At 57.4% G+C, this 16,028-nt stretch carries 17 protein-coding genes; 7 read left to right on the top strand and 10 right to left on the bottom strand.

Annotated features, from left to right (window positions below; translation table 11 throughout):
* The first annotated feature begins 10 nt into the window (after positions 1 to 10).
* Positions 11 to 778, top strand: a complete 768-nt coding sequence (locus tag G5306_RS10990) for a thiazole synthase (protein WP_421312865.1) — start codon at positions 11 to 13, stop codon at positions 776 to 778.
* 17 nt (positions 779 to 795) lie between these two features.
* Positions 796 to 2,022 (top strand): 2-iminoacetate synthase ThiH, encoded by a 1,227-nt coding sequence (thiH, locus tag G5306_RS10995; protein WP_421312880.1) that lies wholly within the window; start codon positions 796 to 798, stop codon positions 2,020 to 2,022.
* A 413-nt stretch (positions 2,023 to 2,435) separates the two neighbouring features.
* Here thiH and G5306_RS11000 read toward each other — a convergent pair whose 3' ends face one another.
* The 4 genes from G5306_RS11000 to G5306_RS11015 form a co-directional block, all read right to left on the bottom strand.
* A complete protein-coding gene (locus G5306_RS11000; protein WP_421312866.1) occupies positions 2,436 to 4,133 on the bottom strand; it encodes a reverse transcriptase domain-containing protein in 1,698 nt (565 codons plus the stop codon).
* Positions 4,134 to 4,436: 303 nt separating this feature from the next.
* Complete coding sequence (locus G5306_RS11005; RefSeq protein ID WP_421312867.1) at positions 4,437 to 4,985, bottom strand: GNAT family N-acetyltransferase; 549 nt, start codon at positions 4,983 to 4,985, stop codon at positions 4,437 to 4,439.
* Between the two features lie 22 nt (positions 4,986 to 5,007).
* Positions 5,008 to 5,448: a hypothetical protein gene (locus tag G5306_RS11010; RefSeq protein WP_421312868.1), complete on the bottom strand. Its 441-nt coding sequence runs from the start codon at positions 5,446 to 5,448 to the stop codon at positions 5,008 to 5,010.
* A gap of 79 nt (positions 5,449 to 5,527) precedes the next feature.
* Positions 5,528 to 5,941 (bottom strand): GNAT family N-acetyltransferase, encoded by a 414-nt coding sequence (locus G5306_RS11015; RefSeq protein WP_421312869.1) that lies wholly within the window; start codon positions 5,939 to 5,941, stop codon positions 5,528 to 5,530.
* 287 nt (positions 5,942 to 6,228) lie between these two features.
* Between G5306_RS11015 and G5306_RS11020 the strand changes: the two genes are divergently transcribed.
* A complete protein-coding gene (locus tag G5306_RS11020; protein ID WP_257725757.1) occupies positions 6,229 to 6,810 on the top strand; it encodes a penicillin-binding protein activator LpoB in 582 nt (193 codons plus the stop codon).
* A gap of 89 nt (positions 6,811 to 6,899) precedes the next feature.
* Here G5306_RS11020 and G5306_RS11025 read toward each other — a convergent pair whose 3' ends face one another.
* Positions 6,900 to 7,535, bottom strand: coding sequence for a Vat family streptogramin A O-acetyltransferase (locus G5306_RS11025; RefSeq protein WP_421257788.1), 636 nt, complete (start codon positions 7,533 to 7,535; stop codon positions 6,900 to 6,902).
* A gap of 23 nt (positions 7,536 to 7,558) precedes the next feature.
* Complete coding sequence (locus G5306_RS11030) at positions 7,559 to 7,876, bottom strand: DUF6968 family protein (protein ID WP_257725759.1); 318 nt, start codon at positions 7,874 to 7,876, stop codon at positions 7,559 to 7,561.
* 349 nt (positions 7,877 to 8,225) lie between these two features.
* Between G5306_RS11030 and G5306_RS11035 the strand changes: the two genes are divergently transcribed.
* A complete protein-coding gene (locus G5306_RS11035) occupies positions 8,226 to 9,116 on the top strand; it encodes a sensor domain-containing diguanylate cyclase (RefSeq protein ID WP_159158084.1) in 891 nt (296 codons plus the stop codon).
* A 152-nt stretch (positions 9,117 to 9,268) separates the two neighbouring features.
* On the opposite strand, the gene G5306_RS11040 is transcribed toward G5306_RS11035, so the two are convergent.
* Positions 9,269 to 9,523, bottom strand: a complete 255-nt coding sequence (locus G5306_RS11040; RefSeq protein ID WP_421257787.1) for a hypothetical protein — start codon at positions 9,521 to 9,523, stop codon at positions 9,269 to 9,271.
* A 64-nt stretch (positions 9,524 to 9,587) separates the two neighbouring features.
* Here G5306_RS11040 and G5306_RS11045 point away from each other — a divergent pair, with 64 nt between their 5' ends.
* Entirely contained in the window at positions 9,588 to 10,862 is a 1,275-nt protein-coding gene (locus G5306_RS11045) for an amino acid permease (protein ID WP_421257786.1), read from the top strand.
* A gap of 66 nt (positions 10,863 to 10,928) precedes the next feature.
* Here G5306_RS11045 and G5306_RS11050 read toward each other — a convergent pair whose 3' ends face one another.
* Positions 10,929 to 11,567, bottom strand: coding sequence for an exopolysaccharide biosynthesis protein (locus G5306_RS11050; RefSeq protein WP_421255090.1), 639 nt, complete (start codon positions 11,565 to 11,567; stop codon positions 10,929 to 10,931).
* Between the two features lie 250 nt (positions 11,568 to 11,817).
* Between G5306_RS11050 and G5306_RS11055 the strand changes: the two genes are divergently transcribed.
* Positions 11,818 to 12,441 carry an outer membrane beta-barrel protein gene (locus tag G5306_RS11055; protein ID WP_159159217.1) on the top strand — a complete coding sequence of 208 codons (624 nt, stop codon included), beginning with the start codon at positions 11,818 to 11,820 and terminating at the stop codon, positions 12,439 to 12,441.
* Between the two features lie 91 nt (positions 12,442 to 12,532).
* On the opposite strand, the gene G5306_RS11060 is transcribed toward G5306_RS11055, so the two are convergent.
* Positions 12,533 to 13,456, bottom strand: a complete 924-nt coding sequence (locus G5306_RS11060) for a GGDEF domain-containing protein (RefSeq protein WP_216979592.1) — start codon at positions 13,454 to 13,456, stop codon at positions 12,533 to 12,535.
* Between the two features lie 504 nt (positions 13,457 to 13,960).
* On the opposite strand from G5306_RS11060, the gene amt reads away from it, so the two are divergent.
* Positions 13,961 to 15,388: an ammonium transporter gene (amt, locus tag G5306_RS11065; RefSeq protein WP_266134591.1), complete on the top strand. Its 1,428-nt coding sequence runs from the start codon at positions 13,961 to 13,963 to the stop codon at positions 15,386 to 15,388.
* An 82-nt stretch (positions 15,389 to 15,470) separates the two neighbouring features.
* Here amt and G5306_RS11070 read toward each other — a convergent pair whose 3' ends face one another.
* On the bottom strand, positions 15,471 to 15,938 hold the full coding sequence (locus tag G5306_RS11070; RefSeq protein WP_266134592.1) for a glycine zipper 2TM domain-containing protein: 468 nt from the start codon (positions 15,936 to 15,938) through the stop codon (positions 15,471 to 15,473).
* Positions 15,939 to 16,028 lie beyond the last annotated feature (90 nt).

The following is a 16,028-nucleotide window of genomic DNA, read 5'->3' on the forward strand; positions in this document are numbered from 1 at the left end:
GGAGGCTGACATGCTCAAGATTGCCGATCACACCTTCTCATCGCGCCTCTTTACCGGCACCGGCAAGTTTGCCCGCCCGGAACTGATGGCCGCCGCCATCGAGGCGAGCGGCTCCCAACTGGTCACCATGGCCATCAAGCGGCTCGAACCGGGCAAGGCCCACGACGATATCCTGAGCCCCTTGCTGCAACTCGGGGTCAAGCTCTTGCCCAACACCTCCGGCGCCAAGACTGCCGCCGAGGCGGTGTTTGCCGCCCACCTCGCTCGCGAGGCGCTGGGGACGAACTGGTTGAAGCTGGAGATCCACCCCGATCCGCGCTATCTGTTGCCCGATCCCATCGAGACACTGAAAGCCACCGAGCAGCTGGTGAAAGAGGGCTTTGTGGTGCTGCCCTACTGCGGCGCCGACCCCGTGCTCTGCAAGCGGCTGGAAGAGGTGGGCTGCGCCGCCGTGATGCCGCTCGGCGCGCCGATTGGTTCGAATCAGGGGCTGGTAACCCGGGAGTTTCTCTCCATCATCGTCGAGCAGGCCAATGTGCCTGTGGTGGTGGATGCGGGGATCGGTGCGCCGAGCCACGCCGCCGCCGCCTTTGAGCTGGGTGCCGACGCCGTGCTGGTCAACACCGCCATTGCGGTGAGCGGCGACCCGGTCGCCATGGGCCGCGCCTTTGCGCTGGCCTGCACCGCCGGTCGCAGCGCTTATGAAGCTGGCCTTGGCGCCCGCGCCCTGCAGGCCCAAGCCTCCAGCCCGCTTACCGATTTTCTGGGGGCGTTATGAGTCATGAAGCTGGCGCGATGAGTGACTTCGAGCCTTTTGCACAACCTCAGGTGCGCCCGAGTGATAGCCCCCCTCTCGGCTCTTCACAAAATAAGGGAGAGGGGCTGGGGGTGAGGGCTAAGGAGCCAACCTTTCTCGACCGTTGGCAGGAGCTGGAGTGGGACGATATCGGCATGCAGATCCGCGCCAAGACCGCCGCCGATGTAGAGCCGGCGCTGGGTTCACCCCGCCGTACCTTGGCCGATTTTATGGCGCTGATCTCCCCAGCCGCCGAGGCGTTTTTACCGCAGATGGCAGCCGAGGCCGAGCGGCTGACCCGCCAGCGCTTTGGCAACACCATCGGCTTCTATGTGCCGCTCTATCTGTCGAACCTCTGCGCCAACGACTGCACCTACTGCGGCTTCTCCATGAGCAACCGCCTCAAGCGCAAGACCTTGAATGCAGAGGAGATTGAGCGTGAGTGTCTGGCCATCAAGGCGCGCGGTTTTGACAGCGTGCTGCTGGTGACCGGCGAGCACGAGCACAAGGTGGGGCTCGCCTATTTTCGCGAGGTGATGCCCATCATCCGCCGCCACTTCAGCACCGTGGGGATGGAGGTGCAGCCCCTCTCGCAAGCCGAATATGCCGAGCTGAAAACCCTCGGCCTCGACGCCGTCATGGTCTATCAGGAGACCTACCACGCTCCCACCTACGCCCGCCACCATCTGCGCGGCAACAAGCGGGATATCGCATGGCGCCTCGCGACGCCGGATCGGCTGGGCCGCGCCGGTATCGACAAAATCGGGTTGGGGGCGCTCATCGGTCTCTCCTCGGACTGGCGCGCCGACAGCTACTTTGTCGCCGAGCACCTCGCCTGGCTTGAGCGCCACCACTGGCAGAGCCGCTACTCGCTCTCCTTCCCGCGCCTGCGCCCCTGCACCGGCGGGCTGGAGCCTGCCGTGGTCATGTCGGATCGCCAGCTGGCCCAGCTTATCTGCGCCTGGCGCCTCTTCTCGCCCACGCTGGATTTGTCGCTCTCCACCCGCGAGTCCGCTACCTTCCGCAACGGTGCGGTGCGCCTTGGTATCACCCAGATGTCGGCCGAGTCGCGCACCCAGCCGGGTGGCTATGCCGAGGGGGATAAAGAGGAGCTGGAGCAGTTCGCCATCCACGATGACCGTCCGGTGGGTGAAGTGGCCGCCGCTGTGCGGCAGGCGGGGTTGCAGCCGGTGTTCAAGGACTGGGAACCCTTCTTGGGCCGATAGGGGCGGTCACGCCCCCCTTTGCCGGTGGCACGGCTTCGCCGTGCAGGACGCGAGGCTGCTGGCCTCGAAGGGGTTTCGCCCGCCCTTCGGGCTGGGGCGAGTGACTTTGGAAAGACCCAAAGTCACCAAAGGTTTTTTCCCCCGCCAATCCGACCGCTACGTGGTTTCCCTCGGATAAGGTGCAAGGTCGGACGGACCGCCGCAGACGGCACATCCCTGTGCCGACTGCGTCTGCGCCATCATCCCTGATGGCGCTCCTGACCTTGCCCCTTCCCCTCGGCGGATTGGAGGGGGAACCAAAACCGTGCCCGCCATCACCTCAGGGGAATCGTAGGGTGCAATAATCAGAGCGCATTAAACCGTTTTTTTGAATATAGAGGTGCAATTCACCTCGTTCACTGCATCCTACGAATCTATTCATTTACATAATTAATTAGCGTTGAAATTGGTATGAAACCATGCAGTTTTGTCGAGTGATCATGTTTAGCAGAGCCTATAGAAGCAATACCGATGACTTCAAGCTTTTCATTTAGTACCGGGCCTCCGCTGTTTCCATGAATTACAGGAATGTCAAGTAGCCATACATTGTTTCCAAACAAAATTTTGGATTGTACTATTTTTCCACTATTAATATATGGTGTCTCTCCTGGTGAATATTGAGGGAAACCCATAACAGTTACTTTTGAACCTATTTTTAAAATTGAGTCATCTCCAACTTTAAGTCTTTTTATTCCGTTGAAATCTGTTGTTGGTTTTAGAATGGCTAAGTCTTTTGCACGACATGATTTATCAAAGTTTGATTTACGCTTTTTGTCTTGCTCAAAATGACGATAAATCTCAAGCAACAGGCTGTTATCTTTGTCAATGCCATCAACAACATGCTGATTGGTTACTAATCCAATGCCATCAAGTAGAAATCCAGTTCCCTGAGAATCATCTAACGCATTTTCAATGATGAAAATGGACTCGCCAATTTTATCCAATGGTGTGTTAATTAGCGATTTATTTGGTTTTCCTATGCACTCAGTGTATGAGTAAAGGATTTCTCTAAAGAGGCGATCGCTTTTACCTCGAACCATGCCAATGAAATTAATCCTACCTAAAACAATTTCACTAAAGAAAAAACCCTGATCTTCATTGTTTTTTATAAATATCTGATGTTTTTCTAAAATAGATTTGTCGTGATATTTTGATAGATACTCTAATGCCGCATTAACAAGCCCAAATTTCTTCCAAGCGTATATCATAGACCTTGTTTGGCGAATAAAAACTCTCGAAACATTGACTCTTTCATTGACAACTAAACCAGTTACAACTTGTCTGAAGTTTTGTGAGAAACATCTGGACTTTTCATTGTTAATTTTAAATCCATTCTTTTCAATGATAGAAATAAGTTTTTCACCTAGCTTTAAGTTATTCTCTTTTAATACAGTAGCGATATCTCTGGGAAGCCTGCGTCTAGACTGGGTGAATGAAAAAGTAATATCATCAACATATCTTGTATATGTAGAGCGATTATTTGCAGCTAGCTGATGAAGATCTTTATCAAGCTTATATGCAATCATGTTGGAAATTATAGGGGATGTTGGAGCACCCTGAGGTAATTTTCCGTTCAAGCAACATATATGGGCTAAAACTGTTGCAACAGGTGGTGCGAGATTTAATGGATAAGATTGAAATAAATTTCGCACTCGACCAAAATGCAAAGAGTCAAAGAACCCAAGCAGATCAATATTTAAAACGAAATTTTTACCAACATGCATGGATGCATTTGTTAATATGCTTTTTCCTTGAATGAATCCATGCGCTGATTTTCTAGGGGAGTAAACATTGTTGAGGGATTGCGATATTGCTCTCTGAATTGACTTTAACTTTTTATTGGGCGCTGAAATCAGCCTTTTATCTCCATTTTTCTTATCTATATAAAAAGGTCTATATAGATTATTTACTGATGGATAAATTAACTCTTGGAGTTCATTATAATTCTGAAACCCCAAGAATAAGGCTAGGGCATCAGTAGAATGACAACACGTAATGCAAGTTGGTTTGACCGGTTTAAGATGTTGTTTCACTGCACTGGGTGAAAGAAAGGTCGCATTTGGTTGTGTCATAGGAAAGTCCAGAATGGTGAAGAAGGGGCGAATATGCTTTCTCTTTTACCATGTGCCGGTGGCAACCGTGACGAGTGCAACCGGGAAAAAGAAACATGTAAATGACCACCGCAGATTAACGGCAGAAAGTTAAACTCTCGCCCCTTCTATTAAAAAATATCCCCAAAAAAATATAAATCAACAGCATATTGGTGATTATGTTATTTGTATCACACTAAAAGACAAGGTGGGGCGAATTAATCTCCATCCAGCAAGATGGTAGATGCCCTACTGCAGAACGTTATTCGATGGCGAGTGATGCCATCATGTTTCATCTGTGGAAATAAGCGAATAGATATATGCATCAAGGGGCTGTTCATGAAGGAATATACGGTTCCTTGCCCGGCACTCAAAGGCGGCTCCGGCAGCGATGGCAACAGCTTCGCTGGCGCTGTTACCGATTCCCATCACGATCTCCAGCCTAAATAGGCCCAACCGTTCAAAGCTAAAATCACGGAGCAGTGCGACCGCCTGTCGGGCGATGCCGCGGCCTTGGCGTGATTGGTGTACCCAATAGCCGATATTGCCGTAGCGGTGATGGGGCGACAGCTGGTTGATACCTGCGCCACCCAGCAGTTGGCCGGTGGTGGCGCAGAAAATGCCCATGTCAAAGGCACGTCCCGCTTCGCGATCCTGCTCGCAGTTGGTAAACCACTCCAGTGCGTTTTCCCGAGTAAATGAATGGGAGCACCAGCTCATCCATTTACCGACCGTCTCGATCGATTCGTGGGCCGCGCGGACAAACTCGTCAGCATCGCTCGGCTCGAATGGGCGGATTACGATCTGGGTGTTGGCAACGGTAGTGAGCTGCATCGTGCTTCCTGCTTGATGGTGTCTATGGGGCGGCGCTGCCCAGTTGCTTGAGGGAAGCCGTCAGCGAGAAAGGCTGAGCAAATTCCTTCATCCCGGCCAATCTATCCAGCTCTGCTTGGCCGACTTGCTGCAACTGAGCTTGCTGGGCGGGAGTGAGCGTGGTGGTTCTCGCCTTGATCAGGGTGTCGAGAAAACTACGGTCTCCCGCTACCGCCTGATGGAACGCCTTGAGCGCCAGCGCATCGACCTCTGCTGCGGTGCGGCGCTCCATGCTTTTCTCATGCAGATAGATCAGCACTGTCGCCTGTTGTTCCCTCTCCAGTGACCAGAAGGGGTCGCTTTTTGCGGGCAGTGTGGCGCTGTGTTGTGACTTGATCGCTTCACATCGCTCAAATGCCGGATCCAGATCGTGTAGTGACAGGGCAAGGGTGCTGGAACTGGTTGCAAGCAGCGCAAAGATCAAGGCAAGGCGCCTGTAGAAGGAGAGACTCCTGCTACCCGGCGCCTTGTCTATTGCAGGACTGTTGCGGCTGCTCATCGGCTTATGACGGCTTTTTCAGAAAGTAACTGATATGCCCCGGCGGCATATCGGGCAGCTGGCCAAAGACTTCGTAGCCCTGCTTCTGGTAGAAGGGGAGGGCCTGAAAGCTGGTGGTTTCCAGATGGTAGTTGGTGATGCCCTTGCTTTGGGCGTACTGCTCCATGGCGCCGAGCAGGCGGCCGCCCCAGCCATCGCGGCGGATGCTTTCGTCGATCCAGAGCCAGTCGACGTGCAGCCAGCCCCACTTGATGTCTGCGATGATGCCGCCGTGTACCTTGCCCTCTTCATCCTTGATAAAGCTGGCGATCCGCTCGCGCAGATGGGTACCGGCGTGTTCCTTGTTGTAGCCCGAGAGACCAATGCGCAGGGCTTCGAGCTCATCGTCCTGAGGCGGTTGGGGTGGGGTGAGTTGCATAGTGCTTCCTGCTTGAGTGTGATGATCTCTGTCGGGTTGCGACGTGTTGTGCGCCGGGCTTACCGCTGCGTTACTGTTGATGTTTTACCGACACTACCCTAACGGAATCGGGTGGAGCCGTGCCAGCTTTTTCGTGGGCCCAGGTTCGCCAGTCTCTGTCGCCCTGTGGTGGTGGGCGTATCGACCCCGCCGGGGTTTGTCCCTAGCATAAGGAGGATGCGGGGCAGGGGCTCCGCCATGCGGGCATGTGTTGATGCCCGTTTACGGACTTCTGGCGGAGAGAAAAGATGAAGCTGCGTTCCTTGTTGATGGTGGGGGCCCTGCTGCTGGGCGGTTGTGCGGTCAATCCCTACGGTGGTACTCAGGCTCCTGTCAGTGAACCCGATCAGCCAGTGAGCCAGCCGGACAAGCCGGTGACCAAACCGGATAGCGGGGACGTTCAGCCCAAGCCGGTGGCGCCGACCGGACTGGCGCAGGCCATGGCCGATCTCTTTGTGCAGGCCCCCGAGGTGCGGGAGCTGGCGCAAACCGGTCAGCCGGTGCTGCTGCTCACCCCGCCCCAGAACGGCACCGGCGAGCCGGTGGACACCCGCGCCATGGCGGCGGCCATGAGCAAGCGCATCCAGAGCAAGAGCGGTTTTCACTTTGTCGACCAAGGGCAGGTGGCAGCCATCACCGGCCAGCTGGAGTATCAGCAGGGCAGGATGAACCCGGCCTCCCTTGTGCGGCTTGGCCGTCAGACCGGCGCCGGCTACATGCTCTACGGGGATCTGGTGACAGAGGGGAGCCGTTATCGGTTGTCGATGACCCTGATGGAGCTGCGCAGCGGCGAGCTGATCTGGAGCGGTAGTCGCTCCGCCAGCCACTGAGCGGTCTGCGACCAATCAAAAAGAGGGTTGAGTGCCTGTACGCTCAACCCTCTTCTCATTTCTGGCCCTATGCCTGATGGGGCTTGTCTCTAGCGGATTGCCGCTTCCAGCGCGGCTATCTCGCCGCCGCTGATGAGCGGCAGGTTGCGGCTGATCTGCTCCACCGGCCAGTCCCACCAGGCGATGGCGTTGAGACGGGCGATGGTGTCGTCGTCGAAGCGGTAGCGGATCACTTTGGCCGGGTTGCCGCCGACCACGGCGTAGGCGGGCACGTCACCGGTGACCACGGAGCGGGCGGCGATAATGGCGCCGTTGCCGACCTTTACCCCCGGCATGATCAGAGCCTCATAGCCAATCCAGACATCGTTGCCGATCACGGTATCGCCCTTGTAGGGGAGGCTGCCCGGGGCGGGGGCGGCGCTCTCCCAACCGTTGCCGAAGATAAAGAAGGGGTAGGTGGAGAAGCCGGAGGTCTGGTGGTTGGCGCCGTTCATGATGAACTTCACCCCGCGGGCGATGGCGCAGAACTTGCCGATGATGAGCTTGTCGCCGATGAAGGGGAAGTGGTAGAGGACGTTGCGCTCGAAGCCCGCCGAATCCTCCGGGTCGTCGTAATAGGTGTAGTCACCCACCTCGATATTGGGCCCCTTGATGGTGTTCTTGATAAAACACACCTGGGGGAAGCCATTCATGGGGTGGGGATTGGCGGGGTCGGGTCCGTGCATCCGGGCTCCTAGGGTTGGCCGGGCTAGAGCGCCGGGAAGTAGCAGGCGCTCATGTCGATAGGGTGATCGGGGCAGCCTGGCAGATAGAATTGCCAGCCCGCATCGGAGAAGGCGCGCAGTTCAGTTTCGACAAACTTGATGGCGAGGCTCAGGGCCTGCAGGCTGTCGATGCCGTAGATAAAGGTTTTGTCGCTCAGCCCCGCCAGCTTCACCTTGCAGCGCCAGTCACCGCTGGCGGACTCGGGGTCCGGCTCGGGGGCCTTGATGGCGATCTTGAGGGTGAGCTGTTCCCCTTCGGTACTGATAGCGTCGAAGCGGGCGGTAACGATGGCGTTTTTCATCTGGCGATTCCTTTTCCGTGGTACAGCCCCTGCGGTTGCGGGGGGGCTGGCGTTCCTGATGGCTGATGAGGTGAAAACTGGACTCGTGACGGCCAGCGTAAATGAACTTGTGAGTTGAAACAATGAGATATCATTGAGCGAGGGAGGGGCCATCCGCCACTGCGAACGGTCGCAAGTCAGAGCGGCGGTGGGCGCAGGCAATCCTTGCTGGCCGAGACGTCTGCATGCTGCTAGATGTAAAGGGTTGTTGGCTATGACGGCAGATTTTTCTCCGTTGCCGATGAGGGCGAGTGAGTCCTTTTAAGGCAGAATATCTCCCCCTGTTTGACCCTAACGTACAGGAGTCTCCGTGGCGCTTTCGGTAACCCAGCTTTATGAAGTGATGGCCCAACTGCCAGATCCCATCTTCATCCTCAGTGAAGATGGTTATTACGTGGAATATATCGGCGGCATGGAGCAGCAATCCTATCACGATGGCAATCCGCTGGCGGGCAAGCAACTGGCCGATGTGCTGCCACCCGAGATGGCCATGTGGGTCAAGGCACAGGTTGCCGAGTCACTGGCGAGCGGTCAGGTGCGGGTGGTGGAGTATGAGCTATCAGCAGCCGAGGTGGGGGGGATCAATGCCGCCGTCGGGCCGCAGGGGGTACAACGCTTCGAGGGCAAGATTGCCCCGCTGCCCTCCCTCTATGACGGCAAGCGGGCGGTGGCCTGGGTGACTCGCAATATTACCCGCCAGTACGAGTTGCAGCAGCGACTGCAGCGCCAGAGCGAGACCGATCAGCTGACCGGTCTCTACAACCGCCGCTTCTTCTTCGAGCACTGCCAGCCGCTGCGGACAGGGGAGGCGCCCTGTGGCCTTATCATGCTCGACATCGATCACTTCAAGCAGATCAACGATCACTACGGCCATCAGCAGGGAGATCGGGCCTTGCAGCGATTCAGTGGCTGCATCGATGCCCTGTTGCGTGCGGACGATCTCTTTGTGCGCAGCGGCGGCGAGGAGTTTCTTATCCTGTTGCCACGGATCGATGAGGCCGGTTTGCTGCAGATGGCGGAGCAGATCCGTGCTGCTGTCGAAGCATTGCCTGCCGATCCGGTCGCCATCACGGTCAGTCTGGGCACAACCCTGGTGCAGCCGGAGGAGGAGATCAATCAGGCGCTGGCCCGGGCCGACGAGTGGCTCTATCAGGCCAAGCGGGCAGGGCGCAACCGGGTGGCACACTGCCCGGCACGCTGAGCTGATTGGTCCTGTTATTGGCAGACATCACCTTTCCTTTTGCCATAAATAAATTGGCTGACATCACTGTCAATTAGTCGAAAAGTTGGCCGAATTATTTCACTCATATTCCACAGCTTAAGGTGTTAATATTATCGGCCTGATCGCTGGTCTTATTTGTGTTGTTGGGCAACAGCATGAGGTTTTATCGGTATGTTATCAAAAGGGTTTGGATCTGGTTCTGGATGACGAATGTGACACATTTCATTGTCTTTTGAAACAATCCGATTCAAACGGTCATGAATTATTAACCTTGACCAGGTTGGCGATTTCAACGATGGTAGCGTGGCAGCTCCGTTTCTCTCCGGTGGCTCTGTTGGCCGCTGGCGGCGTTGTTTTTTCATGTGCAGGGCGATATGCAACGACATATCTCCAGCCTGTTATTCGGGCCAATAAAAATAATGATGACAGACTAATAAGGTATATATTGCAATGAGTGTTTCTATTGCTGAAAAGAGTAACTCTGTTTCAAAATTGAAATGGGAGAAAAGCGATTCGGTATGGACCATGGGCCTATATGCCACTGCTGTCGGTGCCGGTACGTTATTTCTTCCTATTACTGTCGGCAGTAATTCCCCGGTTATTTTGCTGTTTATTTTATTGCTGGCTTTTCCGCTCTCTTATTATTCCCACCGGGCATTGAGCCGCTTTGTGCTCTCCAGCTCCCATAAGGAAGGGGATATCACCCATGTGGTGGAGGAGCACTTCGGTGCCAGGGCGGGCAAGCTGCTGATGCTGGTCTATCTGATGGCCTTCTACCCCATCATTCTGGTCTACAGCATCTCCATCACCAATGCGATCCAGAGCTTCGTGGTACATCAGCTGGGGGATGCCGAGCTTCCCCGCGGCTTGCTGGTGCTGGGGGTGATGCTGGGCCTGCATCTGGTGCTGCTGGCCGGCAAACAGATCGTGGTGTCGGCCATCAGCGTGCTGGCGCTGCCCATGGTCGCCTTTCTGATTGGCCTCTCGATCTATCTGCTGCCCCAGTGGAGCCTCTCCTATTTCACAGAGAGTCAGGCAGTGGAGTGGCGTGACCCGGCGTTCTGGAAATCCCTCTGGCTGATCGTGCCGGTGATGGTCTTCTCCTTCAGTCATGCGCCCATTATCTCCTCCTTCAGCGCGGCGCAGAAAAAGCGCTGTCAGGAGAGTGCCGACCTGCGTGCCAAGCGGATCATCAAGTACAGCAGCATGCTGATTTGCGGCAGCGTGCTCTTCTTCGTGGTGAGCTGCGTGATGAGCCTGAGTCAGGCCGAGATGGCGCTGGCCCGCACCGACAATATCTCCGTGCTGTCGGCGCTGGCGAACAAGTTTTCCAATCCGCTGATCGCCTATGTGGGGCCGCTTATCGCCATTCTGGCCATGTCCAAATCCTTCCTCGGCACCTCCATGGGGGTTAGCGAGGGGACGGTGAGCATGGTGAGCGGTGCCTGTCAGGGGCTGGGGCTCTCTCTCAAGGAGTCGACCATCGCCCGGGTGTCGTCGGTGATCCTGTTTATGGTGACCGCCCTCATCACCTATCTGAACCCCAATGTGCTCGACATCATCGAGCGCGTCAGTGGCCCGCTGATCGCGGTGATCCTGTTTCTGCTGCCGGCCTGCTCCATCTATCGCTTACCCGCACTCAAGCGTTATCGCGGGCCGAGTACCCTTTTTGTGTTGGTGATGGGGCTGCTTGCCATCTCGGCCCTTATCTACGATCTGCTTTGACCGGGCAGTATCCCGCACAAATCCAAAAGGGCGACCATCTGGTCGCCCTTTTTCTGTGCATCGGGGTTAGCCGAGCAGGCCGGTGGCGCTCTGGCCCGCCATCAGCAAGCCGATGGCCAGCACGCTGAACCAGACCAGGGTCGCACTTACCAGCAGATAGCCGCTGGCAACGAACAGACCGTCCCGCTGCAACATGCCGGTGCAGAGCAACAGGATGGCCCAAGCAGGCATGGCATTGGTGAAGGGGATGGCGCCCAGGGGTAGCATCAGCAGCAGGGCGGCCAGCATGATCAGCAGACCGTTGCAGCGGTTGACCGTGCTGCTGCCGGTCAGCACCAGCAGGCGCGGGCGGATAACGCGATCGACACGGGCCAGCAGATCCGCACCCTTGTGCAGGGTCGGCTTGAGCTGGTCGGCGGCGAAGCGGCGCTCCATCAGGATGGCGGGCAGCCAGGGCACCCGGTTGAGGGTGATGCCGATACCGATAAAGAGGATCAGCAGGCCAAACGGGGTGCTGACGCCTGGGATGGAGACCGGCAACAGAAAGGGGACGGTGAGCAGGACGCAAAACAGCAGCATGCCCTGTTCGCCCACCAGCTCCAGCATCTGGCGCAGGCTGATGTGGCTTTCGTCGATGGCGTGCGCGGTGGCCCGCAGGGTATCCGCGAGGGTGGTTTGGGGGTCGTGAAGTTGCGCGGCAACCATTCCCTGATGTCCTTCTGAGTGGTGATCACGGGCTCCGATGACCCGATTTGGCGCCAGCATACGTGGCAGAGGTTAACCGTCGATGAATGGTGGCGGGGCGCATAACGGCGCCAGTGGGGTGGTGCGGCAGAGGGTCAGGCGAGAAGGAAATCCCGCGATGAAAGTGATCCGGTACAGCCGCCATTTAGGATGGGCGCAGGATGCCTCTGGTATGCTTTCTGCACAATCACACAGGGAGCAGGGGACGATGATGAAGAGAGCCGGGATAGCGATGATGGGGCTGTTGCTGCCACTCGGGCAGGTCTGGAGTAGTGAGGCAGCAACCACATCCGGTTGGCAGGTGACGCCGTTTTTCGGCTACAGCTCAGCCATCGACTTCGAGAAGAGTGACGAGGTGGTGCAGCCGGTCTCGCGCTCGGCCTCGCTCGATTCACTGCAGGGGCAGGGCTCCGGCAGTTGGGGTCTCTTTATCAGCAAGGAGGTGGATGATCCGGGCATGATCGAGCTGCTCTACAGCCATCAGTCCACCACCCTCTCTCCCGACCAGCCGGATCGCCTGACGGTGGACATCCTGCACTTTGCCGGTGCTCTGACCCTCTCTGACAACCTGATGGCGCCCTATATCGGCGCCGGGATCGGGGTGACCCGCTTTGCCGCTTACGACAGCGAGGTGACCCCTTCCATGTCGCTGGCGCTCGGGGTGCAACCGCGCCTCGCCGAGCATCTGGCGCTGCGGGCCGAGGTGCGCGGTTATGGCTCGCTGGTTAACGACAACAACCAGTTTCTCTGCAACCCGGAGCAGTGCGTGTTCAAGGTACGCGGGGAGCTGGTGACCCAGTGGCAGGCCAATATCGGTCTTACCTTCCGCTTTTAGGTGGGGGGATTTCCCCCCATAAAACAGGGGCCCCTGGGCCCCTGTTTCAGCAGCAATGTTCCGCAGTGACCGGCAATCAACCGGCAGCTCTTCACGCCTCTTTATTAGTCGGCGTCGCCCATACCGCGCAGTTTCTACCCGCCTCCTTGGCGCCATAAAGCGCCTGATCCACCCGTTTGAACAGCGAGACGGCCGGCTCCCCGGGCTCGCGGATCCCCATCCCCAGACTGACCGTCATGGTATGGGTCGGGTCGGGGGCTATGGTGCGGGTCGCAGTGAGCAGGGTGTTGGTCAGTTGCTGCAAATCGGCTTCGTGAGCGACGGGCAGCAGCAGGGCAAACTCTTCACCACCGACACGGGCCGCCAGCGCACCCGGTGGGCAGTGCTGTTGCAACAGCTCGCCAAACTGCTGCAACACCCGATCCCCGATATCGTGGCCGTAGTTGTCATTGATCCGCTTGAAGTGATCCAGGTCCAGCAGGATGAGGGCATGGCAAACCCCTTGCTCCAGAAACAGCTGCTGATGAAAGTAGCGCCGGTTTGGCAGCTTGGTCAGATCGTCAAACAGCGCCTGCTCTCTGAGCCGGGTATTGATATGAAAGAGGTGGTGCATGGTGCTCAGGATGCCGATGCTGCTGAGCAGGATGCCGCTGGAGCGCAGCAGATCCTCGGCATAGATGGCGAGCCAGAGCGGCTGCGCCACCAGCTCATCCATGATGTCGGCGGTGGCCCCCATGATCCACAGCATCAGACCGCAGGAGAGCATGCGGTAGGTGTGGGTGGGCAGGTGGGCGCACTGCACCACCCAGAACAGGAACAGCATGGTGAGCCAGTTGATCACCTCGAAGCCAAAGCTGACGGCGTAAAAGCGCTCGTAGGGGAAGTGGGGCAGCAGCAACAGATGAAGGGTCATGATGGCCAGCATCAATCCCCCCAGCAACAAGATGTGGGAACGATGCTCCCGATCGAGCTGATGGTAGTGGGAGAGGCTGATATCGAGACGATCAAACTGCATGGTGTTCCTCGGATTGGGCCCGCCATCACGTTGCAAACAAGGCGCTGCGTAATGGTATGCCGTAGTCGGATAACAGAAACGGCTGGTCTGCCAGTGTAAACGAGTTGGCCCGCAGCGCGCGATATCGAGGGCTTCAGCTTGTGGGCTGGTTCAGGATTTGCGCATTTGTGGTGCGCCGGCCATGCCCTGCCCTGTGACAGGGCGGTTCAGTACCGGTTAGCGCAGAGCGTGCGCCATTTTGGTGCGTTAACGATGGCTGAGATAGTTAATTTAATGATTTTTAAGGATTTAAAATTATGGCCCACTTTATGCTTTTTACATGTCAGACGGTCTCTTGCGCTCATCGGCGGCAGACGCAGTGATGAGGAAGTGGCAAGAGGCATCCCCGTGCCGGGCGCGGGTGTGATTCTGGCGGGTTGCAGCAACACCTTGCGGTTCGCCACAGATTCAATCAGGGAAACGGAGCCGGTCTTGTACCGGTACGACAGGGAAGGAGAGTGCTCTATGGTCAAAAAATGGATGATGGCGGGTCTGACGATGTTGCCTGCCTTGCTGGTTACCCCAAGTTGGGCCGAAGAGGTCGCTCAGGTACAGGCGGCGGTGGCACCGGTTGCCGCCATGACAATCAACAAGGGTGACAACACCTGGATGCTGCTCTCGGCGGCCCTGGTGATCCTGATGTCGATCCCCGGTCTGGCCCTCTTCTACGGTGGTCTGGTGCGGGCCAAGAATATGCTGAGCGTGCTGATGCAGGTCTTTACCCTGTTCTGCCTTATCTGCGTGCTCTGGGTAATTTACGGTTATTCACTGGCCTTTACCGAGGGGGGCAATTTCTACGGCTCCTTCAGCAAGGTGCTGCTCAAGGGGGTGACCCCTGACTCCATCGCCGCCACCTTCAGCAAGGGTGTCGGGATCAGCGAGCTGATCTATGTGGTGTTCCAGGGGGCCTTTGCCGCCATCACCTGCGGCCTTATCGTGGGGGCGTTTGCCGAGCGCATCAAGTTTGCCGCCGTGCTGCTCTTCTCGGTGATCTGGTTCACCTTCGCCTATATCCCGCTGGCTCATATGGTGTGGTATTGGGCGGGTCCGGATGCCTATACCAGCGCCGAAGCCGCAGCAACCGCGACCGCAACTGCCGGGTATCTGTTCCAGCATGGTGCGCTGGACTTTGCTGGCGGCACCGTGGTGCACATCAACGCCGCCGTGGCGGGTCTGGTGGGGGCCTATCTGGTGGGCAAGCGTCTGGGCTACGGTCGTGATCCCATGACCCCCCACAGCCTGACCATGACCATGATCGGCGCCTCCCTGCTCTGGTTCGGCTGGTTCGGTTTCAACGCGGGCTCCGCGCTGGAAGCCAACGGGGTGGCTGCGCTCGCCTTTATCAACACCTGGGTGGCACCGGCTGCGGCAGCTCTGTCATGGACGTTGGCCGAGTGGGTGATGAAGGGGCGTCCCTCCCTGCTGGGTGCGGCGTCCGGAGCGGTGTCCGGTCTGGTGATGATCACCCCGGCGGCCGGGTTTGTCGGTGTCGGTGGCGCGCTGGTGATGGGTCTTGTCAGTGGTGTGGCCGGTCTGTGGGGCGTCCACGGTCTCAAGCGTCTGCTGGGGGCCGATGACAGCCTGGATGTCTTCGGTCTGCACGGGGTGTGCGGCATTCTCGGCGCCCTGCTGACCGGCGTCTTTGCCAGCCCGGATCTGGGCGGCACCGGGGTGTGGGACTATGTCACCAATCAGGTTGCCGATGGCTACTCCATTCTGACTCAGGTGAAGATCCAGGCCATCGGGGTCGGTGTCACCCTGTTCTGGTCCGGTGCCGTGGCGGCGATTGCCTTCAAGGCGGTCGACATGCTGGTGGGTCTGCGGGTGAACGGCGATGCCGAGCGGGAAGGGCTGGATGTCACCTCCCACGGCGAGAAGGCTTACAGCATGTAATCCCGAATGCCAGACAACAAAAAACCGCCGGAACCGGCGGTTTTTTTATGACTCTAAAGCTGCAAAGCCTGAGTTCACACGCTTAGTTCACGACGGCCACGTTGATGCTGCCATTGCCCTGGGTCATGCGCACGCGAGCACCCGGGGTGAAGGTGGGGCTGGCTTTCTGCACGACCACGATGGCTTCGCCGTTCTCTTTCTTGATCTCCAGCTCGACGCCGTCGACCTGGTTGAGTTTGTCGCCAGCGGCCTTGCCGGCTGCCGCGCCGGCAATGGCACCACCTGCTGTGGCGATATCACGGCCGGTGCCGCCGCCTATGGTGCTGCCCAGCAGGCCGCCGACTACGGCGCCGCCAATGGTGCCAATCAGGGAGTTCTCATCGGCCTGGATCTTCACCGGGCGGGTGGAGATGATGGTGCCATAGCTGACGGTTTGTACCTGCTTGGCACGGTCTTTGGTGTAGACATCGCCAGAGTAGACATCGCTGTTGGCGCAACCGGTGACGGTAGTGGCGGCCAGCAGGGCAATAAGGGTCATACGTTTCAACATGATGGGCCTCCAAGGCTGAATAGAATTCAAACAATCAGTTTGATGAATTGAACTTTACTCCAAGCAAGCGGGACATGAAATCGGCAAAAT

Origin of the sequence: Aeromonas sp. 603404 (genome assembly GCF_049171775.1) — a bacterium.
Classification (GTDB): Bacteria; Pseudomonadota; Gammaproteobacteria; order Enterobacterales; family Aeromonadaceae; genus Aeromonas; species Aeromonas veronii_A.